Source organism: Pyxidicoccus caerfyrddinensis (assembly GCF_010894405.1).
Lineage (GTDB): Bacteria > Myxococcota > Myxococcia > Myxococcales > Myxococcaceae > Myxococcus > Myxococcus caerfyrddinensis.
The window spans coordinates 188,742-211,147 of record NZ_JAAIYA010000004.1; the positions used below are offsets into that span (position 1 = coordinate 188,742).

The 22,406-nt window shown below is 70.2% G+C and carries 19 protein-coding genes; 7 read left to right on the forward strand and 12 right to left on the reverse strand.

The genetic code is table 11. The features are described 5' to 3' along the window. Positions 1-63 precede the first annotated feature (63 nt). On the reverse strand, positions 64-1,785 hold the full coding sequence (locus G4D86_RS11185) for a lamin tail domain-containing protein (protein WP_163992559.1): 1,722 nt from the start codon (positions 1,783-1,785) through the stop codon (positions 64-66). Positions 1,786-1,966: 181 nt separating this feature from the next. On the opposite strand from G4D86_RS11185, the gene G4D86_RS11190 reads away from it, so the two are divergent. Continuing rightward, positions 1,967-2,719, forward strand: coding sequence for an RNA ligase family protein (locus G4D86_RS11190; protein ID WP_163992560.1), 753 nt, complete (start codon positions 1,967-1,969; stop codon positions 2,717-2,719). A gap of 60 nt (positions 2,720-2,779) precedes the next feature. Here G4D86_RS11190 and G4D86_RS11195 read toward each other — a convergent pair whose 3' ends face one another. Next, on the reverse strand, positions 2,780-5,020 hold the full coding sequence (locus G4D86_RS11195) for a Kelch repeat-containing protein (protein ID WP_163992562.1): 2,241 nt from the start codon (positions 5,018-5,020) through the stop codon (positions 2,780-2,782). A gap of 302 nt (positions 5,021-5,322) precedes the next feature. On the opposite strand from G4D86_RS11195, the gene G4D86_RS11200 reads away from it, so the two are divergent. After that, positions 5,323-6,504 carry a non-canonical purine NTP pyrophosphatase gene (locus tag G4D86_RS11200; RefSeq protein ID WP_163992564.1) on the forward strand — a complete coding sequence of 394 codons (1,182 nt, stop codon included), beginning with the start codon at positions 5,323-5,325 and terminating at the stop codon, positions 6,502-6,504. Further along, on the forward strand, positions 6,501-7,331 hold the full coding sequence (locus G4D86_RS11205) for a nucleotidyl transferase AbiEii/AbiGii toxin family protein (RefSeq protein WP_163992566.1): 831 nt from the start codon (positions 6,501-6,503) through the stop codon (positions 7,329-7,331). Before G4D86_RS11200 ends, G4D86_RS11205 begins: the two co-directional genes overlap by 4 nt. On the opposite strand, the gene G4D86_RS11210 is transcribed toward G4D86_RS11205, so the two are convergent. Then, entirely contained in the window at positions 7,304-8,026 is a 723-nt protein-coding gene (locus G4D86_RS11210) for a LysE family translocator (protein ID WP_240360187.1), read from the reverse strand. The genes G4D86_RS11205 and G4D86_RS11210 overlap by 28 nt on opposite strands. A 5-nt stretch (positions 8,027-8,031) precedes the next feature. Here G4D86_RS11210 and gcvA point away from each other — a divergent pair, with 5 nt between their 5' ends. From gcvA to G4D86_RS11225, 3 genes are read left to right on the forward strand one after another with little or no spacing between them, the layout of a single operon-like run. Beyond that, positions 8,032-8,916, forward strand: coding sequence for a transcriptional regulator GcvA (gene gcvA / locus G4D86_RS11215; protein WP_163992568.1), 885 nt, complete (start codon positions 8,032-8,034; stop codon positions 8,914-8,916). A gap of 49 nt (positions 8,917-8,965) precedes the next feature. Beyond that, complete coding sequence (locus G4D86_RS11220) at positions 8,966-9,298, forward strand: PadR family transcriptional regulator (protein ID WP_163992570.1); 333 nt, start codon at positions 8,966-8,968, stop codon at positions 9,296-9,298. 8 nt (positions 9,299-9,306) lie between these two features. Continuing rightward, positions 9,307-11,967: an ABC transporter permease gene (locus tag G4D86_RS11225; protein WP_163992572.1), complete on the forward strand. Its 2,661-nt coding sequence runs from the start codon at positions 9,307-9,309 to the stop codon at positions 11,965-11,967. A 2-nt stretch (positions 11,968-11,969) separates the two neighbouring features. Here the strand turns inward: G4D86_RS11225 and G4D86_RS11230 are convergent, their stop codons facing one another. The 4 genes from G4D86_RS11230 to G4D86_RS11245 form a co-directional block, all read right to left on the reverse strand. Then, positions 11,970-12,464 carry a hypothetical protein gene (locus G4D86_RS11230; protein WP_163992575.1) on the reverse strand — a complete coding sequence of 165 codons (495 nt, stop codon included), beginning with the start codon at positions 12,462-12,464 and terminating at the stop codon, positions 11,970-11,972. 34 nt (positions 12,465-12,498) lie between these two features. Continuing rightward, a complete protein-coding gene (locus G4D86_RS11235) occupies positions 12,499-13,566 on the reverse strand; it encodes a hypothetical protein (RefSeq protein WP_163992577.1) in 1,068 nt (355 codons plus the stop codon). Positions 13,567-13,665: 99 nt separating this feature from the next. Beyond that, positions 13,666-15,462, reverse strand: a complete 1,797-nt coding sequence (locus G4D86_RS52760) for a hypothetical protein (protein WP_240360188.1) — start codon at positions 15,460-15,462, stop codon at positions 13,666-13,668. Positions 15,463-15,647: 185 nt separating this feature from the next. Then, a complete protein-coding gene (locus G4D86_RS11245; RefSeq protein WP_163992579.1) occupies positions 15,648-16,808 on the reverse strand; it encodes an AI-2E family transporter in 1,161 nt (386 codons plus the stop codon). A gap of 106 nt (positions 16,809-16,914) precedes the next feature. Between G4D86_RS11245 and G4D86_RS11250 the strand changes: the two genes are divergently transcribed. After that, the gene (locus tag G4D86_RS11250; protein WP_163992581.1) at positions 16,915-17,394 is read left to right on the forward strand and encodes a hypothetical protein; all 480 of its coding nucleotides are present in this window, start codon (positions 16,915-16,917) and stop codon (positions 17,392-17,394) included. Between the two features lie 30 nt (positions 17,395-17,424). On the opposite strand, the gene G4D86_RS11255 is transcribed toward G4D86_RS11250, so the two are convergent. From G4D86_RS11255 to G4D86_RS11275, 5 genes are all read right to left on the reverse strand, one after another. After that, positions 17,425-17,541 carry a hypothetical protein gene (locus G4D86_RS11255; protein WP_015349395.1) on the reverse strand — a complete coding sequence of 39 codons (117 nt, stop codon included), beginning with the start codon at positions 17,539-17,541 and terminating at the stop codon, positions 17,425-17,427. Between the two features lie 43 nt (positions 17,542-17,584). Continuing rightward, positions 17,585-18,970 carry a DmpA family aminopeptidase gene (locus tag G4D86_RS11260; RefSeq protein ID WP_163992583.1) on the reverse strand — a complete coding sequence of 462 codons (1,386 nt, stop codon included), beginning with the start codon at positions 18,968-18,970 and terminating at the stop codon, positions 17,585-17,587. Positions 18,971-19,148: 178 nt separating this feature from the next. Next, complete coding sequence (locus G4D86_RS11265; RefSeq protein ID WP_163992585.1) at positions 19,149-21,335, reverse strand: D-alanine--D-alanine ligase family protein; 2,187 nt, start codon at positions 21,333-21,335, stop codon at positions 19,149-19,151. After that, complete coding sequence (locus G4D86_RS11270) at positions 21,320-21,964, reverse strand: RDD family protein (protein ID WP_205519538.1); 645 nt, start codon at positions 21,962-21,964, stop codon at positions 21,320-21,322. Before G4D86_RS11270 ends, G4D86_RS11265 begins: the two co-directional genes overlap by 16 nt. Then, positions 21,961-22,371 carry a hypothetical protein gene (locus G4D86_RS11275; RefSeq protein WP_240360189.1) on the reverse strand — a complete coding sequence of 137 codons (411 nt, stop codon included), beginning with the start codon at positions 22,369-22,371 and terminating at the stop codon, positions 21,961-21,963. The genes G4D86_RS11270 and G4D86_RS11275 overlap by 4 nt, the downstream gene beginning before the upstream one ends. Positions 22,372-22,406: the final 35 nt, after the last annotated feature.

A 22,406-nucleotide genomic window follows, 5' to 3' on the forward strand; every position in this document is an offset into this window, starting at 1 on the left:
ACGAACAGCACCTGCATGCGTCGCGCACCTCGGGCAGCGTCCAATTCATGTGACCGGGTAGTATCAGAACGCCGAGCCGTTCGCGCGCATGCCCGGAGAGGCGCTGCGCGTGGAGAGGCTCGTGTGGAGCACGAAGCTCCCCGTGGCGCCGCCATCCGGGTTGCGATTCATGGACACGCCGTCCTGACCCGCGAGTGACGCGGCATAGGTATACGCATCCACCACCGTGCCACCGGTCTTCTGGAGCGTCACGGTGTCTCCGCCGTTGTTGAGGCTGAGGCCTCCCGTGGTGGCGCCGACCGCGTTGCCCACGCCCGCCGGAATGGACGCCGCCTTGCCGAACACCACGAGCGCCCTGCCCGCTCCCAGGATGGTGCCACTGGCGAAGGTGTGCCGCAGGCCCGTCGCGTCCCACAGCATCCACCCACCGAGGTCCACCTGCGAGCCACCGGTGTTGAGCAGCTCGATGAACTCCGTGCCGGCATCCGAGCCGATTTCATTGGCGAGGATCTCGTGCAGCACCACGTTGCCCGGGGTGTTGGTGGAGGTGATGGTGAACGCCCCAACGCTGCTGTCCGAGAGCGCCGCGTTCGCCACGTCACTCACCCGGACGCGAGCCAGCGAGGTCGCGACGTCCGGCACCGTCCACGTGTAGCTGCCCGTAGCCCCCGAAGCAGTGCCAATCAGCGCCCACGCGCCACCGTCGTCGATCGAGTACTCCAACTTCACCGTCGGCACCTGGGTCGCGCTCCAGGTGACGGTGCGCGCGCCGCCGCCCGCCCAGCTCTCTCCACCGTTGGGTGAGGTGACGGTCAGCGCCGCGCCCTCGTTGCCCCAGGTATAGCGCGTGAGGACCGGGTAGTGGTCCGTGGTGGTCGTGTCATAGCTCGGGATGTACGCGTCCACGCGGTACACCTCAGCCGAGCCCGCCACATGGAGCGCCCGCAGTTCATGGGTCGCGAGGTGGTGGTCGATGACGGCCTTGTAGCCCACGGTGGACGTGAGGTTCGCATCCGAGAGCGCCTTGGTCGGGAAGGAGTAGCCCGCCGCGTCGACCACGAAGTTCTCGTACGGCGACGTGCGGCTGGAGGAGATGGACACGTCCACGTCGTCGTTGAAGTCGCCGATGACCAGCACCTTCGCCGTGGGCCACGTGCTGTCCAGGTACGCCTTGAGCGCCGCCGAGCCGTCCACGCGCCGCTGCCAGCTGTCCACGTCGCTCAGCGCCTTGGCGTGCATGACGATGACGACGACGTCCTCGGTGTGCCCGTTGAGGCCCACCCGCATCCGCACCTCGAGCGGCGGCCGGCCACCGAAGAACGTGGCATCCGCGGTGAGGATGACGCGCGCCCCCAGCACGGAGGCGACCGCCGGCTTGTAGAGGAGCCCCACCTTCTGCTCGCCCGGCGTGTAGTACGTGCTGCCGCCCACCACGCTCGGGTCGCTGCCGAGCAGGCCCGCGTAGCCGGGGAGCTGGGAGACCAGGGTGTTGAACTGCGCGGCGCTGACGATTTCCTCCACACCCCAGACGTCCAGGTCGGCACCCAGGATGACGTCCCGCGCGTTCTGGAGCTGGAGCGTCTCGTCGCTGGGGCCGTGGGACGTGGAGCCGAAGTACTCCAGGTTCCAGCAGCCGACATCGAGCGTGCTGGCGAAGCCCCGGGACGGAATGGTGACGGCGTCCTCGCGCTCGCCGAGCGGGGCCTCGGAAACGAAGGCGGACGGGTCGCCTCCGCAAGCGGTGGCCAGAGAGAGGAACAGTAGCAGGGAGCGCAACCGTGGCATGAGTGGGTCCTCGTTGGGGGGAGCGGCGGATCTGACGATTCCCGTGCCGCGCCGCAAGGACCCTGGTGGCCACATGACGGTCACGGCTTCCTGCAGGTGTCACCTGGATGTCGCGAACGCCTGAATCACACAGGTGACACACCGGGCCGGCGACACATGCGCCGGTGGTACGCTTCCTCCGGTGCAACCGCATCCCACCCCGGACTTCCGTCCCCTCGGCCGCAAGGCCTATGGCTCCATTCCCCACCTCCCGGGCTCACGCACCGGGCCGGCGGATCGCCATCTCTCTCCGGCCCTGGCGCGGCTGTGCACCGAGCGCATCCGGGACGCGCGAGACCACGTCGTGGTGCTGGAGAAGCTCGACGGCTCGTGCGTGGCCGCGGCGCGCGTGGGTGACTCCGTGCTGGCACTGGGCCGCGAGGGGCGCCTGGCCTCCCAGTCCCCCAATGAGTCACGCCGGCTCTGGGCGACGTGGGTCTCCGCGAACACGGCGCGCTTCCTGGCCGTGCTCCAGCCGGGAGAGCGACTCGTCGGCGAGTGGCTGGCCCTGGCCCATGGCACCCGCTACACGCTGACGCACGAGCCCTTCGTCGCCTTCGACCTGATGCGCGACGGCGAGCGGCTGCCGTGGCACGAGCTCACCGCGCGCATCGGGGCCGGCGGCTTCATGACTCCGGGCCTGCTCCATGAGGGCGGGCCGCTGGGCATCGACGCGGCGATGGCACGGCTCCAGGGGGGCGGCTTCCACGGGGCGGTGGACCCGGTGGAGGGGGCCGTCTGGCGGGTGGAGCGGCGGGAGGGCGCGGGTGTCAGGGTGGAGTTCCTCGCCAAGTACGTGCGGCCGGACAAGGTGGACGGCAGCCTCCTCCCTGAGAACACGGGGCGGTCCGCCGTGTGGAACTGGCGACCCGCCCCCGGAGTGCCCTCGCCGTAGCGCCTGACGAGACGGCGCTGTTGCACGGCCGCCCGTGGATGTCTCGAAGGCTCCGTGTCGTCAGGCCCGGCGGCGTCGACGGGCCCCCACGCCCAGGCACGTGGCGAACACGACGAGCCACGCATTGCCTCCCGTGAAGCCGGTGAGGCAGCCGGAGCCGCCCGGATTGCCCGAGCCGCTGCCACCGTCCGCGACGACACCCGCATCACCTCGTGGCGGCGACCCGGCATCGCTCCCGACAGTCCCGCCATCCATCGTACCGGCGTCGTGTCCCGCATCGACGGGGCCCGCATCGGCCGCTCCACTTCCGGCGTCTTCCGGCCAGGGCGTGTCACATCCGCCATCGCCGTTGCAGCTCGCGCACGTCCCGGGTCTGGGCTCGCCAGCGGGAACCGTCGTGCAGAGCCCCTCCGTGCCGGGCAGGTTGCAGGACTCGCACGTCCCACTGCACGCCGTCTGGCAACACACGCCATCCACGCACCAGCCCGTCTCACATTGAGCCGAGACGGAACAATTGGAGCCCGCCGCCATGAAGGCGTTGAGCGTCCACGTGCCTCCAATCCCATAATAGTAGTCTCTGCCTCCGCCCCACTTCACGACGGTGTGACCGAGCGTGGCGGCGGTGGCCTCATGGAGACCCGGTGGCGTGCTGGTCGTCTGCGGCTGGGACCACCCCGTCGCGGGGTCGTAGAGCCAGGTGTCACTCAGGAAGACTCCACTCGACGAAGGACTGCTGCGGCCACCGTTGAGCACCGCCTTGCCGTCGAGCTCCGCCATGATGGGGGCATAGCGAGCTCCGGGACCTCTGGCTCCGGGCAGCCAGTTGGTCCCGTTCCAGATCCACAAATCCGAGTAGTAGTAGGTGTTCGACGGATTGGCCCCATCGGTGTACGCACCGCCAAAGAGCAGCACGCTCCCAGCGACGGTGGCCATTCCGTAGCCGCCGCGCGAGCCAGGACGATTCGTGGGCGCCAGTTGCTTCCAGTCGACGCCATCGAACTGCCAGGTGTCCGCCAGGGAGAGCTGGGACAGGTCGAGTCCTCCGAAGAGAACCAGCCGGCCGCCGAGCGGCGCCATGCCGATGTACTTCCTCGCCCCGGGCGTGTGGGCGGTGGTCAATCCCGTCCAGTTGTTTCCATCCCAGAGCCAGGTCCGGGTGTCGCTCGCACCGCCGTACATCACGACCTTGTTTCCCAGCGTCGCCATGGCCGCGTATTGCCGCGCCGGAGGAACCGTTGTCGGCGTGCGCTGGCTCCATGCCCTGCCATCCCACTCCCAGGTCTGGGTGTCGCGAAAGAGAACGACCTTTCCACCCAGGGTCGCCATCGACGCACCCTTCATCGAAACCGGCATCTTCCAGCGCTCGGTCCACGTCATTCCGTCGAAGGTCCAGGTGTCGTAGGTGGAGCTCCCGGAGACGATGCCCCCGAAGAGGAGCACCGTCGGGCCCGCGGCGACCATGAGGCCGGGGCTGCGCGTCGTCGGCGACGCGACCGGGCTGGTCTTTACCCAGTCGGCCCCCGACCACTGCCAGGTGCTGGTGCCGTCATAGGCGAGCGCCACGCCCCCGAGCGTCGCAAGCTCGTATCGTGACAGCCCGGGCAGCGAGGTCGACGTGGCGAGCTTCGTCCAGCCGGAGCCATCGAAGGTCCAGGTCTCCGCCGGAAAGGGAGCGCTGGAGTCGTAGCCGAGCAGGAGCGCCGAATCGCCCACCGTCACCATGGAAATCGAGGCCGTGGAGGGGCTGGTGGTGGTGGTGACGCGCGTCCAGTCCACCCCATCCCAGGTCCAGGTATCGCCGAGAGTGCCCTGCGCTGAATGGCCGCCATACATCACCACCTTGCCCGCGACGACCGCCATCCCCTGTCCGGCGCGAGCCGGTGGGTTGGTCGCGGTGAGCAGTCGCGTCCAGCTCGTTCCGTCCCACTGCCACGTCTCGTCGACATACGTATTCGAGCTCGAGTCGTAGCCGCCGAACATGAGGAGGCTGGTGCCGTAGCCCACCATGTGGCCGACCGCGCGGGATGACGGCCACCCCTGCGCCACCCGTGGGTTCCACGCGGCACCGTCCCAGGTGAACATGCCCTCGGAGTTGCTGAAGAGAACGGCCTGGGTCCCGAGCGACGCCAGCGCGTAACCGTCCCGGGGCCGGGGGTGCTCGGCGAACTGCCAGCTGACGGTGGTGACGGGCGTGAGCCCCTGCTCGCTGGCTGCCTCCGCAGAGGGAGTCGGGCCCTCCACGGAGTTGCACGCGAGGCAGAGGACCAGCAGGCCTGGCAGAGTCAATCGGTATGGGTTCATGGGGTGCTCGAAAACCGGGTGAGGGGCTCGTGGCGAGCGAGCCCTTCCTTCGAGCGTTGCGCCTGCCCCGACAGTGGATGTCGACAGACAGTTGTCACTGGAAGGCCCGGGTGGATCGCCCTCCGGGCAGGACTGAACGGGACGCGGGGCGTGAGGGCGCAGTTGTCAGGGTGGAGTTCCTGGTCAGGTATGTACGGCCAGACAGGGTGGATGGCAGGCTCCCGCCTGGGAACACGGGGCGGTCCGCCGTGTGGAACTGGCGCCCCGAGCCCCGGGTGCCCTCGCCGTAGGGAGTGCCGGCCGTGACACGCGCCTTCTTCGTCACTGGAAACCAATACAAGGCCGACGAGGTGGCCCGGCTGCTCGCGGGCCTCGACGTCACGTGGCGGAAGCTCGCGCTGCCGGGGCTCGACGAGGCGGAGTCCCTTGACCTGGCGGCGCTGGCGAAGCGCAAGGCGCTGGCGGCGTACCGCGAGCTCGGCGCGCCCTGCTTCGTGGAGACGACGGCGCTGGAGCTGGACGGCGGGCCTGCGCTCACGGGTGCGCGGTTCAAGAAACAGGTGCTCGCGATGGGCGAGCGCGCCTTCCTCGCGGCCCACGGCGGGCGCCGGGGGCGCACGCGCGTGGCGGTGGCGTATTCGGAGGATGGCCATCCTGAGCGTGTGGCCCTCTTCGAGGACTCCATCGAGGGCACGCTGCTGGCGGAGCCTCGTGGCGAGGGTGGCTATGGCTGGGACCGCGCGTGGGTGCCGGACGGCTTCCTGCGCACGCTCGGGGAGATGCCGAGGAACAAGTTCTTCCTCAACATGCGGCACCGGCCCTACCTGGAGCTGGCGGACCGGCTGCGGGCACAGTCTCAGGGTGGCGCCTACGAGGCACACATCACCGTCTCCGCTCGCTCGGAGGAGGACCTCCAGCGCTTCCGCGCGTTCTGCGACGCGGCGTCGGTGAAGTGCATCTTCATCGAGCTGGGCCGGGGCGCGGAAATCTTCCAGCCGATGACGGCCTCGTACCACCACGGCACGCTCCGGCAGGCACGCGAGGAGGTGCAGGCCATGGCTCGCGCGCTCGCGGCGGAGGGCTTCGACGTCACGCGCCTGAAGCTGGAGGCGCTGGGGAAGAATCGCGACATTCCCGAGGACGACGCGACGGCGAAGGCCCAGCCGGCGAACTACTTCGAGTTCCACGTGAAGGCGCTGGTGCCCTCGGGTGACGCTGGCGTGGAGGCGCTGCGGGCGCGGTGCGAGAAACACGGCGCGCACCTGTCACGCAACGCGCGCAAGGTGCGTGAGGACGGCGCGTCCGAGCGCTTCGTCACGCTGCGCGTCTACGGCCTGGGCCGGGCGAATGCGGACGCACGCTTCACGGCGCTGCTGGAGGACCTGGCGAGGACGGGGCTGACGCTGACGCAGCGGCTGCGCGAGTGGACGGTGTACGACTCGAACCACGGGTTGGACCGTGGCTGGCTGGAGGATGCGAAGTGAGCGCCCATGAGTTGCCCCTGCGCGCGGGGGCGGCGGTGTTGCGCCGCCTCGCGCGGTCCTCCGAGGTGGAGGCGCTCGTCCTGCGGGGCGGGCTGATGATGCGCCTGTGGAGTGGGCCGGTGCCCCGGCCGGTGGAGGACCTGGACTTTCTCGCGAGGTTCTCCTTCGACGCGGAGGACACGGTGCGGCGGCTGGAGTCCGTGCTCCGGGTCGACGTGGAGGACGGGTTCTCCTTCGGCGCGCTGCGGTCCGAGGTCATCTGGGCGGAGACGAAGTTCCCAGGCGTGCGCGTCTTCGTGGAGACGCGGCTGCCCGGCGTGGAGGGCGCATTCGAGCTGCGCATCGACACCGGCTTCGGCGACCCGATGGAGCCGGGGCCCGCGTGGACGGAGTACGACGTTGGCGAGGGCGGCTCCGCGCGGGTGCTGGCATGCCGGCCGGAGACGCTGCTCGCGTGGAAGATGCACGGACTGTTCGAGCGCGGGAAGGGCCGCTTCCGTCCCAAGGATTTGTTCGACGTGTACCTGCTCACCCGGCACGCGACGATGGACACTGCGCTGCTGCCACGGGCGCTGCGGCTCGCCTTCGAGTCACGGGGAGACTCGGTGGAGTTGATGGAGCGGCTGATGGCGGGCGAGTTCGGCCGCAGTCCGTGGAGCAACGAGAAGTGGGCGCGCTACCGGGCCAGCCAGCCGGAGGGGCGGCCCGAGGCCCTGGCGGACGTGGTGACCGCTGTGGTCGCCGCGCTCCTGCCTGTGTGGAAGACCGCGCGCGAGCAGCCAGCTTCCGTCCCCATCGCTCACGCCGGAGCCAGGAACGCCACGTAGCCCGCGACAGCGAGCATGCACAGGCCGAACGTCCAGCCTTGGATGCGCATGGCACGCTCGGAGCGGAACCGCCCGAGGATGAGCTTCCCTCCGTAGATCCACGGGAAGTGACACACCACGCAGACGGCGAGGAAGGCCAGCGTGAGCTGTGCCGTCTGCGCAGCCATCGCGCGGGCCGGGTCGAGGAACTGGGAGAACATCACCACGATCATCGAGTGGATCTTCGGGTTGAGCGCGACCACCAGGAAGCCCTCTCCGTACCCGAGCCCCGCGGGCTCCTCGCGTACCGCGCCGGGTGCGGCGGTCGAGCGGAAGAAGCCCCATGCGAGATAGAGCAGGTACACCACCCCACCCCACTTCAGCGCCGGGTGGAGCCACGGGATGTCGTGCAGCACGCGGCCAAGCCCGAACCCGTACAGGGCGCAGAGCGCGACATTGGCCATCTCGAAGCCCAACCAGAAGAGCAGCGAGCCCCGGACGCCGAAGCGCCCGCCCGCGGTGGCGAGCACCGTGTTGCCGGGCCCGGGACTGAACACCATGGGCACCGTGTAGCCCACGAACAACCACCAGACTTCCGCCGAAATCATCGCCGTGCTCCCTCGCGCGTTCGCCGCGCTCTTGCTCCACACGACAAACACCGTTTCGAGGCGAGTCCCCAGCGAGCTATCCTCGCCCGCTCGATAAAGGGAGTTCATCGAGCATGCGCCGCATTCCACCACTCGGCGCCCTCCGCGCCTTCGAGGCCGGAGCGAGACACCTGAGCTTCACCCGCGCCGCCACCGAGCTGAGCGTCACCCAGGCCGCCATCAGCCATCAGGTGCGCCAGCTCGAGGACTGGCTCGGCATCTCCCTGTTCGAGCGCCGGGGCCATGAGCTGCGGCTCACCGCGAAGGGAGCGGCGTACCTCCGCGAGCTCACGCCCGCCTTCGACCGCATGTCCGAGGCCACCTCGCGCCTCTACGAGCGCGAGCAGGGGCCGCTGCGCATCACCGTGCTGCCCGCGTTCGCCTCGTGCTGGCTGCTCCCTCGCCTGGAGGGCTTCCGCCAGCAGCACCCGGACATCGAGCTCCACCTCAACAGCTCGGCCGAGCTGTGGGACTTCCTCGACGACCGCTTCGACATGGGCATCCGCTCCGGCCTGGGCCGCTGGACGGGCCTCAAGGCGGAGCAGCTTGCGCAGGAGGCGCTCAGCCCCGTTTGCACGCCCGCGCTCGCGAAGAAGCTCCGCGCACCCTCCGACTTGAAGAAGGTCCGGCTCCTCCACGACACGCCGAAGGACGGCTGGCGGCGCTGGCTGGACTTCGCCGGAGTCGAAGGCGTGGATGCCGAGGCGGGCCCCGCGTTCAACGATGCCGGGCTCGTGCTCCAGGCCGCGCGCCAGGGTCAGGGCGTCGCCCTCGGGCGGCTGATGCTCGCCTCGGATGACTTGAAGGCCGGTCGCCTGGTCCAGCCCTTCACGCAGGCCCTTCCGAACGACTTCAGCTACTGGCTCGTCCACCCCCGTCCACTCGCGGGACGCCGGGACGTGGCCGCATTCAAAGCCTGGCTGCTCTCCGAAGCGAAGGCCCTCCCCTTGACACCTTAGGGGAGCTGCGGGCACTCTCCCCTAAAACGTTGAGGGGAGAGCCGGGCGAATGTCGGACACGTCGCTGGAGCTGGTGCAGGGCACGCTGGACGTGCTCATCCTGAAGAGCCTGTCGTGGGGCGCGCGGCACGGCTACGCGGTGGCGGAGTCCATCAACGAGCGCAGCGGCCAGGTGCTCAAGGTGGAGGAAGGTGCGCTCTACCCGGCCCTGCACCGGCTGGAGAAGCGCGGCCTGCTCGAGGCCGAGTGGGGCCTGTCGGAGAACAACCGCCGCGCGAAGTTCTACAAGCTCACCTCCGCCGGCCGGGCCCACCTGCGCGCCCAGTCGCAGACGTGGACGCGCTACGCCGCGGCCGTGTCGCGCGTCCTCGAAGCCGCCTGAGGCTCGCCATGCAACTGCCCCCTGGCTTCAAGCGCCTGCTCAAGCTCGCCGTGCGTCCGCGCGCGGTGGAGCAGGACGTGGATGACGAGCTGCGGTTCCACCTGGAGATGCGCGCCGAGAAGCTCCAGCGCGAGGGCCTTCCACCCGCCGAGGCGCATGCCACCGCCCAGCGTGAGTTCGGAAACCTGGAGCACGTGCGCGCCGAGTGCGTACGCCTGGGACACGAGAGGGAGAGCGAGATGAAGCGAAGCCTGTTCCTGGACGCGCTCGTGCAGGACGTGCGGTACGCGCTGCGCACGCTGCGCAAGGCCCCGGCCTTCTCGCTGGTGGCCGTGCTCACCCTGGCGCTGGGCATCGGCGCCACCACCGCCCTGTTCAGCGTGGTGCGGGGCGTGCTGCTCAAGCCGCTCCCCTTCCCCACCTCCGAGCGGCTCGTCCGCCTGTGGCAGGCGAGCCCCGCGCTGGACTCGCCGCGCACCGTCCTCTCCCATCCTGACCTCGAGGACTGGAAGGCCCGGCAGAAGTCATTCACAGACCTGGGCGCGTGGTGGCACGTGCAGAACATGTCTGGCGTGGACCTGAGCGGGCTCGGAGACCCGGAGCTGCTCCAGGCCACGTATGTGACGGATGGGTTCTTCTCCACGCTCGGCATGGCGCCGCAGCTGGGCCGCCCCTTCCTTCCGGAGGAGAACCTGCCGGGCCAGGACGCGGTGGTGGTGCTCAGCCACGGACTCTGGACGCGGAAGTTCGGCGCGGACCCAACGATGATTGGCCGCAGCCTCACCCTGGATGGTGTGCCGCACACGGTGGTGGGCATCATGCCGCCCTCCTTCACCTTCCCCAGCGAGCAGATGGACGTGTGGGTGCCTCTGTCCAACATCCCGGAGAGCGGCATCCCCCGCACGCGCTTCAATCGCTTCCTCAACGTGGTGGGCCGCCTCAAGCCGGACGTGACGCTGGAGACGGCGCGCGCGGAGCTGGGCGGCATCTCCCGGCAGCTCGCGGAGGCCTACCCGGACAGCAATGCGCAGTACCCCGGCATCACCGCCATCCCCCTGCATGAGGCGATTACGGGCGACGTGCGCACCGGCCTGCTGGTGGTGCTCGGCGCGGTGGGCCTGCTGCTGCTCATCGCCTGCGCCAACGTGGCCAACCTGCAGCTCGCCCGCGCCACACTGCGCGAGCGGGAGCTGGCGGTGCGCGCGGCCCTGGGCGCGGGACCGGGGCGACTGGTGCGCCAGCTCCTCACGGAGAGCGTGGTGCTCGCGGGGCTGGGCGGTGCGCTCGGCATCGCCCTGGCGGTGTGGGGCACCGAGGTGCTGGTCGGCCTCTCGGTGCATCAGCTTCCCCGGCTGCGCGACGTGCGCGTGGACGGCGAGGTACTGGCCTTCGCCGCCGGTGCCACGCTGCTCACGGGCCTGTTGTTCGGTCTGCTGCCCGCGCTGCGCGCCAGCTCCACGCGACTGGAGCCGGTGCTGAAGGCGGGCGCGCGCGGCACGGTGGGCTCGGGTGGCGCGCGGCTGCGCGGCATGCTCGTCGTCGCGGAGGTGGCCATCGCGGTGGTGCTGGCCACGGGCGCGGGGCTCGCCACGCGCAGCCTCGCGAGGATGCTGGCGGAGGACCCGGGCTTCCGCTCGGAGGGCGCCGCGGTGGTCAGCTTCTCCGTGCCGGACTCCCGCAGGGGACAGGGCCGTGCCTATCTCGCGGAAGTGCTGGAGCGGGTGCGCGCCCTCCCGGGCATCGAGTCCGCGGCGATGGTGAAGTACCTGCCGCTGGAGAGCACGGGCGAGGACATGGCCTTCAACCGTCCCGGCCACCCGGAGGACACTTCGAACCCGCCGCACGCGTCGGTGATGCACGTGAGCACCGGGTACTTCAGCACGATGGGCATCCCCCTGCTCGGGGGCCGCGCCCACGAGGCCACGGACACGCAGCAGACGCCCATCGTGGCAGTGGTGAACCAGACCTTCGCCCGGCGCTACTTCCCCGGCGAGGACGCGGTGGGCAGGTCCGTGAAGGTCGACACCACCGACATCGGCATCATCGGCGTGGTGGGTGACGTGCGACAGGCGGGGCTCGCCGAGCCGGCCCCTCCGCTCGTCTACTTCCACGTGCAGCAGTTCTCCCGCTCCGCCACCAACCTGGTGCTGCGCGGACAGGGAGCGCTGCTGCCCATGGCCATCGCCGCGCGCCAGGCCATCTGGGCCATCGAGCCGAACCAGACCATCAGCCGCATCACCACGCTGGACGAGGTGGTGAGCGAGGCCGTGACGCGCCCTCGCCTGCTGTCGGTGATGCTGGGCCTGTTCGCGGTGCTGGGACTCGTGCTGGCGGCGGTGGGCATCTACGGCGTGCTGGCCTACACGGTGAGCCAGCGGCAGCGGGAATTGGGCGTGCGGCTGGCGCTCGGTGCGAAACCGGCGGATGTGCTGCGCCTGGTGCTGAAGAGCGGCATGGGCCTCGCGGGGACGGGCATCGCGCTGGGCGCGGCCGGGGCACTCGTCCTGGCGCGGGTGATGGGCAGCATCCTCTACGGGATTGCTCCGCATGACCCGCTCACCTTCGGCGGCGTCATGGCGCTGCTGCTCGGCGTGGCGCTGCTGGCGTGCCTCATCCCCGCCCGCCGCGCCATGCGCGTGGACCCTGCGGTGACGCTGCGGGGGGACTGAGCTCAGCGCGCGGCGCGGCGCTCGACCTCTTCCACGGCCCGGGCGATGGCGGCGGACTCAGGAACGATTCGCTTCGCCTGCTCCGCGACCTCCAGCGCCGCATCCAGCTTGTCTTGCTGCCCCAGCGCGTGAATCCACCCGGCCCACGCCTCTTCGAGCAGGGACAGCGCCGCGCTGGCAGCGGAGGCGAAGGCGGCCTCCGCGTGCTCGGGCGAACTGCGGGCGGTGGCGAGGAAGCGCCCCAGCTCGATGAGCGGCTCCGGCGCACCGGCGGAGACATCCGCCGCGGTGCGCAGGGCCCGCTCGGCCTCGTCGAGGTGGGCCTCGTCGCGGTCGAGCAGGCAGGTGCGGCTCAAGGCGAGCAGGTTCGGGACGAAGGCGGGACAGCCCTCCGCCAGCTCCCGGTAGGCGTCGAGCCGGCGAGAGCCCTCCACCGGCTCCGCGTTCGCCGCCTTCCACTTCCTTCGCAACTCCTGGGGACTCGGGTGCGTGCTCATTCCGCGCACTCTAGGCCCCAGGCGGGCGCCGTGCTCAGGGCTGGTTCGGGTCGCCGATGCCCTTGAACGGATTGAACGTGTACGTCGTCGAGAAGCGCGAGGACGGGCTGAAGTAGTACGCCGCGAGCTTCGCCGGGTCGGTGGCCAGCTCCCCGCGCAGGATGGAGCCGTCGTTCTGGTCGTCCCAGCCCCACGGCGCGTTCGCCGAGTTCGACGTGCACTGCCCCGCCACCGAGCCGCAGCCGCCGCCCGTGTCGCCCTTGAACGTGCCCTCGGACGCGAAGAGCGTGGTGAGGCTCCGACGCTGCCACAGCCCTTCCGAGCCGTAGATGTCCACGAGCTTGTAGCGCACGTCCGAGTCCGTGGCCGACGAGGGCTCCTCCGCGGTGGTCAGCGAGGGGAAGTACTTCACCCCGTCTCCGACGATGTCGAAGGCCGGCCACGCCTTGAGCCCGTGGCCCTTGGCCTCCTGCGCGGTGATGGGATGGAGCACGCCCTCGAAGGAGAGGGACGACAGCTTGCCGTCCACGGACTCCACGCCCGAGCCGATGGGGCTGCCGTCCGGCACGAACGAGAAGAAGTCCTTGTGCGCCACCGTCACCGCGCCGATCAGCGCCCCGTACTCGGTGCCGTTGCGCTCCACGATGAGCATCACGCCCTCGGCGTCGTTCTCATGCTCCGTGTCGAAGATGTTGTCGGCCCAGTCGCGCGGGTGGAAGAACGTGTAGACGAGGTACCAGTGCGAGCTGGTCTCCACGAGCGAGTGGTACGCGTGCGCCGTCAGCGCCCGCGACGCGGAGTTGTCCCAGTTGTTCGTCCCGCTCCAGTCGCCGTCGAAGTCGACGCGGGTGATGTAGTCCGCCTTGCCGCTGAGCGAGTGCGAGCCCGTCACGTCCACGTCCTGGTAGTGGATGGGCGCCCAGCGCTTCGCGAGCGCAGCCCGGAACGCGGTGGACGTGGGGCCGCCCGCGAGCCCCAGCCCGGACTCACCGAGGAAGTCCTCGTCCAGCGACTCCGGACCGCAGGCAGCGAGCAGCATCAGCGCGGCGGGGACGACAGCTCGCGCGAGGGCACCACGAACGTGACGACCAACGGAGACCATGGGGGGTCCTCCCTTTCAGGCGGACTCCTACACGATTTCCTGATTAGCGAGGTAAGGCGATTTAACGGTTTACGCGCTTTCTACATCCGGGCGCCGGGCTCAGTACGACGCGGTGAGACCCCAGTGCAGGCTGGAGTACGTCTCTTCCGCCACGCCGCCGGCCTCCCAGCCCGTGCGCGTGCCCGCGCCGGAGAAGGTGTCCTGGTAGCGCGACAGGCGGAAGCGCACCGAATAGCCGAACGGGCCCCACAGCTCCCCGGCCACGCCCAGCTCGGCCTCCCAGCCGAAGCTGGACACGGACGTGCCGTAGTCGCTGACCTCTAGCCCCAGTGCGCCGCCCTCGTCGTCGAAGCCCTCTCCCGGCTTCGGGTCGATGAAGACCTGCCCCGCGCCCTCCAGCCGAACCGAGCGCAGGAGCGGCACGGACACCTCCAGGCCCACCGCGGGGAACATGCGGTGCGTGCCCGTGAGCGGGCTCTCCGCGGACTCGTCCACGTCGAACGCGCGCGTGAGCAGACCCGCGCGCAGCCCCGCGTAGCCGAGCAACTGCCGCGCCTCACCCAGGCCGAAGTAGTAGCGGTACAGCGCCTGCGCCGTGAGCACCGAGTCGGTGGCCACCACCTCGCGCGTCACTGACTGGCCCGCGTCTCCCACCAGCGTCACGTTCGTGGACGAGTATCCGCGCCGGTAGCCCAGTACCGCGCCCAGCCCGCGCACCGCCGACTGCTTGCGCGCCAGCGGCAGCAGCTCCAGCTCCGCGGAGACGCCGAGGTACGGCACCGACGACGAGTAGTCCACCCGGTCTCCCAGCTGGTCGTCCACGGCCTTCCGGTCGAACTCGCTGCACGACTTCACCCCGGGACGCGCGCAGTACTTGCGCCACGTCGTCGTGCCACCGAGGAACAGCCGCGCCAGCGGCGGGCGCACTGGCTCGTCACCCACCGTGCCACCGGAGCCCGTGTCCAGCGCCACCTCCAGGAACGGGTCCGTCGTGGTGTGCGACTCCGGGTCCACCGGCATCAGCTCCGCGCTGTCGGTGTCGCTCGGGGCCACGGCAACTGCATCCGGGCGGATCACCGGCTTCTTCGGCGCATCCGGACGCGGCGTGACGGCGGGAGGCGCTTCGGCGGGGCGCTCCGCCACGGCAGGGGCGTCCGGAGGCGGCGCGACGGCGGGAGGCGCTTCGGTGGGGCGCTCCGCCACGACAGGGGCGCCCGGGCTCACGGGAACCGGAGCCTCCACCACCGCCGGAGGAGGCGCGGGCGTCAGCGGCTCGGCCGGCTTCATGGGCTCGGCGGGAGCGACATCCCGAGGCGACTCCAGCACCGGCGCAGTGCGAGGCGCGCGCACCGCCGTGGCGATGGCGAGCGCCGCCTTCTTCGCGTCCGCGGCGGAGAGTTTCCCGCGCGTGAGCATCACCTCCTGCTCGGACAGCACCTGCCCGTCGGCATCCAGCACGCGCACGTGCAGCGAGGAGCCCACCGCGCCGCCCACCGCCGAGTCCAGCTTCAGGCGCGGGGCCACCTTGACGAGCGCGGCCTCGGACGAAGCCTCGGCGCCACGCAGGCCCGACTTCTTCGCAGTGGCGGCGTACTGCTTCAACGACACCACCGACACCTGGCGCGTGCGGCGCAACGCCGCATCCAGCTGCGCGCGCACCCGGCCTCGCGAGTCGCCCTCCAGGTCCAGCACCACCACGCGCTGCCGCTGAGACACGGACGCCGACTTCTTCCGCTTCGCCGCCGCCGGAGCGGCACCCTCCACGCGCTGCCGCGCGGCCACGGGCGCCGCCTTCTTCCGCTTGATGACGGCGGCCTGTGCCGACGGGGAGGCCAGCACCACCGCCAGGGCGAACACCATGCCCCAGCGGACCATCGCGTGTCCGGTGTTCATCATTCCCGAGGGAGGTTCACCTACCCCGCACGCGATGTCCAGGCTCCAAGCCCGGGGCTCGGAGGCCAGAGGCCTCCCACACGCTCAGGTGCGCATCATCGACACGAGCCCCACAACCGGCCCACCGACGGGCATCGGCTCCGGCTCCAGAACCCACAGTCCCGGAGCCATGAGCCCCCGCCGCACGCTCAGGCGTTCATCGTCGCCGGAGTGCCCAGGCCCGTGCTGCCCACCGTCATCGTCGGCTCCATGTCCGGCGCCAGGGACGGCGACGAGTCCGCCGCAGCCTGCGTCGCCGCCAGGTGCTCCGCGCGGCCGATGCCGAGGAAGTCACGGCGGTAGATGCGCACCATGGCCATGAAGATGGAGGCGATGAGCGGCCCCACCAGCAGGCCCATCATCCCGAACACCGCCAGCCCGCCGAACATGGACAGGAAGACGAGCAGCGGGTGCAGCGCCATGCGCGCCCCGCACAGCTTCGGGCGGATGACGTTGTCGATGCTGCCTACCAGGAAGGTGCCCCAGGACAGGAGGAACACGCCCTCCGTCACCTTGTTCGCGGCGATGAGCACCACGCCAATGGGCCCCCACACCAGCGCCGTGCCGCCCACCGGCACCAGCGCCACCAGCACCATGGCCGCGCCCCACACGCCCGCATGCGGCACCCCGGCGATGAGCAGCCCCACGAAGCCCACCGCGCCCTGGATGAGCGCCGTCACCGTGTTGCCATAGACAATCGCGTACGCGACGTCGGTGAACTCCCGCGAGAAGGCCTCGAAGTAGCGCTTGTCCAGCGGGATGAGGCGCATCACCTCGGACACCAGCCGGCGGCCGTCGAGGAAGAAGTAGTACATGGCCACGGTCATCAGGAACATGTTGACGACCAGCTCCGCGCCGGCGGTCACCACGTCACCCAGCAGCGCCGCCCCGCCCGTCACCGCCGTCATCAGCGCGCGCTCCGTCTCCGCGCTCTCGGGGTCGAACCGGATGTACCGGCTCAGCCCACGGGGCAGCGAAGAGGCGAACTGGTGACGCAGGTCCACCTGCTCCAGCAGGTCCTGCGCCTGGCCCACGAACTGGAGCAGCTCCTTCGCCACCATCCAGCCCACCAGCGCCAGCGGGGCCAGGATGAGCAGGAACACCGCGAGGGTGGACAACCCGGCCGCGAGCGACTTGCGGCCCCGCAGCTTCTGGCCCAGGTAGTCCTGCACCGGCATGAAGAGGACGACCAGGAAGCCGCCCAGCAACACCGGCATGAGGAACGGAAGAAGAATCCTGGAGAAAAGAATCAACGCGAAGGCAAAGAGCCCCGCGAACACGTAGTTCGACCACCGCCGAGTTTCACCCACCGCCCCACCCCACCCCGCCCGCCCCGCGGGCCACCGACGCCACCCCAAACTAGGAACCCCGCTTCCCACCGGGAAGTCCGGGTTCCTCCTCCGCCGAGGATCAATCATGACTTCTGGACGTTTCACGCCTGCGGTGCTCACCGCCCTGCTGTCCCTCGCCGCCTCCGCGTGTGGGGAGGGGACGTCCCCCTGTACGGACTGCCCGGCGCTGGAGGGGCGCTACCGGATGGACTTCGCGGATGGGGGCGTGCCGGCCGAGTGCGGCGCGCTCGCCGTGGATCTCCCCCGGGGCCGTCCGCTGGCCATCGCCCGCACGGGGGACGCCCTCACGGGCTCGCTGGAGGGGGTGTCCCTGCGGGGCACCGTCTCCGGCCAGGGGACCTTCAGCCTGTTGGGGAACGCCGGAGGCAGCCCGGACGGGGGCCTCACGCAGAACCTGAGCCTGGCTGGCAGCTTCACGCCCCCGGTGACGGATGGCGGAACGGCACGGCTGGCGGGGACCTACACCGGCACCTTCACGCGCGCCGGGCCGAACGGGTCCCAGCGCTGCAACGTCGTCAGCCCGTTCTCGGCGACCCGGGAATAGCGCCTCGGGCCGCTCGAGCGCGGGGGCTGGTTACTTCTTCTTCGCCTCGGCGGCCTTCGCCTCGGCCTTCTGCTTCTTGGCCCGCTTCTTCCAGGCCTGCTTGATCTTCATCTGCACGCGACGGTGCTTGCTCTTGCTGCGGGCCATCGTTGACTCCTGCGCTCCGGAACGGAGACGTGAAAAGAAGGGCCTACGTATCAGAACCGGATGGGCTCCCGGAAGAGGAACCCTCTGAAGGGGTCTCCGGAGCCTCCCGCGGAGCCTCCGCCGGAGCCTCCTCCGAGGGCTCATCCGGGGCCGGACGGGTGGGGAACGGAATCCCCTCCGCCCCCCGGACCTGGGTGGGTCTGGCGGAGGACACCGTCACCTCCCCCTCCCGGTCCTCGTTGCTCGGCCGCTCGCGGGACACGGGGGCGCTGCTCTGCTGGGGGCGCTTCTTCACCGAGGCGAAAATCGGCTTGAAGGCGTCCAGGGCGCGCCGGACCTCGTCCAGGGGCAGCGCCGGGCTGTGGTTTCCATTCACGCCCGTCATGGACGTGGCCATGCACATGGCGTTGAGGATGGCCTCCTCGGTGGCCTCCATCACCGCCTCGTAGAGGGGGTCCAGCCGCTGATCCAGGAGGATCTTCAGCTTGTAGACCATCTTCTGCGTGCGCCTGGGGATGATGTTCGCGGTGGAGAAGCCGACGACGATTTCGCCCGAGCCGTGCGCCGCGTAGCTACCCACCCGGCCAATGCCCAGCGCCACGCGCTTGCAGAGGCGGTTGATCTGATGGCTCAACAGCGGCGCGTCCGTGGCCACCACGGCGATGATGGAGCCGTAGGTGTGCCCGCGCTTGGGCGTGTCCTTGAACTTCTCGGCCAGCACCTCGCCCACGGGCAGGCCGCCCACCCGCAGGTTGTGCATCTTCCCGAAGTTGGACATCACCAGCACGCCCAGGGTGTAGCCGCCGAGCACCTCCGGCAGCTTCCGGGACGACGTGCCGATGCCGCCCTTGAAGTCGCACGTCACCATGCCGGTGCCGCCGCCCACGTTGCCCTCGGCCACGGGGCCCGTCTTCGCGCTGAGGATGGCCTCGTAGACGTGCTCCTCGCGCACGTGCCGGCCGGAGATGTCGTTGAGCCACGAGTCGTCGCACTCGCCCACCACGGGGATGATGACGTCGTGCTCGTCGCCGATGCCGGGGTAGCGCTCCACCTGGTGGCGCGCGACGCCGTCCGACACGGCGCCCACCGCCATGGTGTTGGTGAGGAGGATGGGCGTTTCAATGAGGCCCCACTCCATGAGCTGCGTCATGCCGGAGACCTCGCCCGCGCCGTTGAGCACGAAGCCGCCTCCGTTCATGCGCTCCATGAAGATGTTGCCGTTGTTGGGCATGATGGCCGTCACGCCCGTGCGCACCGGACCGTGGCCGGGCCGCAGCGGGCCCTCACCCTTGATGATGGTGCTGTGCCCGACGAGCACGCCTTCCACGTCGGTGATGGCGTTGAACTTCCCAGGCTTGAAGCGTCCCAGCGGAAGTCCCAGCTCACGGGCGCGGACGCGGGGCCCGGTCTCCTCGGGGATGTGCACCATAGGCGGCGGACACTATCCGACCATCCCCCACCGTCAATCACTCCGCGCATGCCCCGCCAGGGGGCCTCCCCCTGGGCGCTCGCGGGTGGCAGGCCCCGCGGCGGACAAGACGACGCCCCGTCCCGCCGCCAGGAAGGCAGGCACGGGGCGGGGCGTTCGAGTCAGAAGCAGCCGGACGTCAGGCCTTGGCTTCCATGCGCGTGGGCGGCTCGCCGCCGCCGGAGCCACCCGAGCTGCTCCCCGACGAGGACGGCGCGGCGGCCGGAGCAGCGCCCTGCTCATCCAGCGACGGGCCCTTGCGCAGCACCGAGGGCGTCTCGGTGGCCGCGCGGCGCGCCTCGCGCTCTTTGTAGCGGCGGATGGCGGGGGCCATGATTTCGCCGATGAGGCCCCGGTAGTCCATGCCGGCGCCCTGGGCGATGAGCACCAGGTCGCTCCAGCCCGGCGTCAGGCCGGGCAGCGGGTTGCACTCGATGAAGTAGATGCGGCCCTTGTCGTCCATGCGGAAGTCGATGCGCGCCACGTCGCGGCACCCCAGCGCCATGAACGAGCTGCGCGCCGCCGTCCGCAGCTTCTCCAACAGCGCGGGCTCGATCTTGGCCGGCGCGTCGTAGCGGATGCGGTCCGTCCAATCGAGCTTGTGCTGGAAGCTATAGACGGGGTTCTTCTCCTCCTTGTCGAGGAAGACGATCTCCATCGGCGGCAGCACGCGCGGGCGGCGCTCGCCCAGCAGGCCCACGGTGAACTCACGCCCGCCGATGTACTCCTCGATGAGCGCGGGCTGCTGGTACTTGCTGGCAATCTCGCGCACCACCTCGCGCAGCTCGGCCTCGCTGTAGCAGACGCTCTTGGTGACGACGCCCTTGGAGCTGCCCTCCGCCACCGGCTTCACGATGAGCGGGAAGGAGGTGAACTCCTTGTTGAGGCGCTCCTTGCCCGTGGCCATCAGCTGGAAGTTGGGCGTGAGGATGCCGGCCTGCCGGACGATCTTCTTCGCCAGCGCCTTGTCCAGGGCAATGGACAGCGTCGCCGGGTCGGAGCCGGTGTACGGGATGTCGAGCAGCTCCAGCATGGCCGGGACCTGGCTCTCGCGGTTGCGGCCCTTGAAGCCCTCGGCGATGTTGAAGACGATGTCGAGCGGCGTGCTGGACAGCACGGTGGGCAGCTCCGCGGTGGCCTCCAGGTCGATGACCTCGTGGCCCCAGGACGCAATGGCCTCGCGGATGGCCTGCAGCGTGTTGGGCGAGTCGTACTCGGCCTCGCTGTCCTCCACCGACTCGGAGGTGGCCATGGGCTTCACGCGCTTGACGTTGTAGGTGAAGCCCACGCGCAGCGGGCCCGTCTTGCGCGCCGGCTTGCCCTGGCGCTTGCCGTCCTTGATTTTGTAGCGCTTCGCCGCGCTCTGGATGATGGAGTTGATGACTCCGTCGAAGTGCAGCCCGTCCAGCTCCGCGGAGGAGTAGATGCCCGCGCCCGGCTCCAGGCTGGGCAGCGCGTTGATCTCCAGGAAGTACGGCACGCCCGCATCGCTCAGGCGGAAGTCGATGCGGCCCAGATCGCGCGTGTCGAGCGCCTGGAAGATCTTCTGCGCCATCTTCCGCACGTCCTCGGCGGTGCGCGTCGGAATCTGCGCGGGCGCGCGCACGCTGACGGCGTTCTCCTTCTTCGTCTTCAGCTCGTAGTCGTAGATGGCGTACTTGCGCCCCGCCGTGACGGCCGGGTCCACCACGTACTCCACCGGCGTGAGCACGCCGTCGTAGTCGTTGTCCACCGCGGCCAGGAACGGCACCGTGAGGTCCCTGCCGGTGATGTACTCCTCCACCAGCACGCCGGCGGGGTACTTCTCCAGCGCGGCGGCCACCTTGGTGCGCACCTCGTCCAGCGTCTCCGCGATGGAGTCCTGGGTGATGCCCTTGGAGGAGCCCTCGAAGTTGGGCTTCACGATGACGGGGAAGCGCAGGTTCTCCGCGGTCAGCTCGCTGAGCTTCTCCACGTACTGCCAGCCCGGGGTGCGGATGCCCTGCTTGGTGAGGACCAGCTTGGTGAGCTGCTTGTCCAGCGTCAGCGCCAGCGCGTACGCGTCCGAGCCCGTGTACGGGAAGCCGAGCTCGTCGAAGAGGGCCGGGTAGAAGGCCTCGCGGAAGCGGCCTCGGCGGCCTTCGGCGGTGTTGAAGATGAGGTCCGGGCTGTACGCCTCCAGCCGTGCCACGGTGCGCGAGGCGGGACCGCTGACCTCGAAGCGCTCCAGCCGGTGGCCGAGGCGCTCGATGGCCGCGGCCAGTGCGTTGACCGTCTCCTGGGTGTCGAACTCCGCTTCTTCTTCTGAATCGGACAGCCTGAGGTTGTGGGTCAGCGCGATGCGCACGGTTGCCCCTTTCTCTTCTTGAGCGAGCGACCGCGGCGCATCTTCGCCGCGGACATGATTCTTCCCGGTGCTCGCTGATGAGCCACCGGCGTGCGGGCTGCAACGGTTGCGCCCGCGACAACCTTCCCGTCCACCACCTGCGTCTGGGCCCAGGTGTCACCGAGCCGCCAGCCGAGCGGATCCCTCACCACGCGCCACGCCTCCACCCCGCCGATGACGACCAGCCCCGCGAGCCCCGCCACCCAGCCCAGCGGCGCGGGCATCATTCCCAGCAGGACGATGAGCGCGAGCGGCGCGTTGCGCAGGGTGCTGTCGCGGTGGCGCGCCGCCGAGCGCGTGGGCAGGTGCATCACCTTCACGCCGAAGATGCGCTTGCCCACGCTCTGGCCCTGAATCATCCCGTCGGCCAGCAGCAGGAACAGCAGCGCCACCACCGCGCCGGCCGCGCCGCACACCACGTAGAGGCCCCAGGCCACCGCCACGTCCACCACGCGGGCGCCCAGGCGCAGGAAGAGCGAGGCCTTCGGGTACGGCGAGCCCGTCTCCTCCGCGTCGGCCGCGACGATGCGCAGCACCCGGCTGCCACCGCGGCTGTCCGTCATGAACACGCGTTCGCGGTCCGTGCTCACTCCTCGGGCTCCAAGGTGAGTCCTTCCTCGTGCGGCTCGGGCTCGTCCAGCCCCGCCAGCCGGGCCAGGCGCTCGTGCGCGCTCAGCGGGTGAACCATCGGAGCGGCCCACTCGGCCTGCTCGTGCGCCCTGCCAGCGGCGAGCGCCGCGGTGGGGCTGCCCGTGTCGGACATGCGCAACAGCCGCTCGCGCGCGGCGTCCTCGTCATGCGCGGCGGGGGCACCCTCGCGGGTGAAGAAGACGAAGGCCATGGCCGGCCGCTTGGAGGCCTCGCGCATGGCGAACTGCACGCCGTCCAGGTTCCAGCCCTTCCCGGTCCACTCGTTGAGGGTCCGCTCCAGCGTGCCCTCATCCACCGTGGACAGCTCCACCACTTTGTACTGCAACGGTCCGGGTGCGCGAATCACCGCAGAGCGTCCGCTCCCGGGGCGCCTACCGGCCC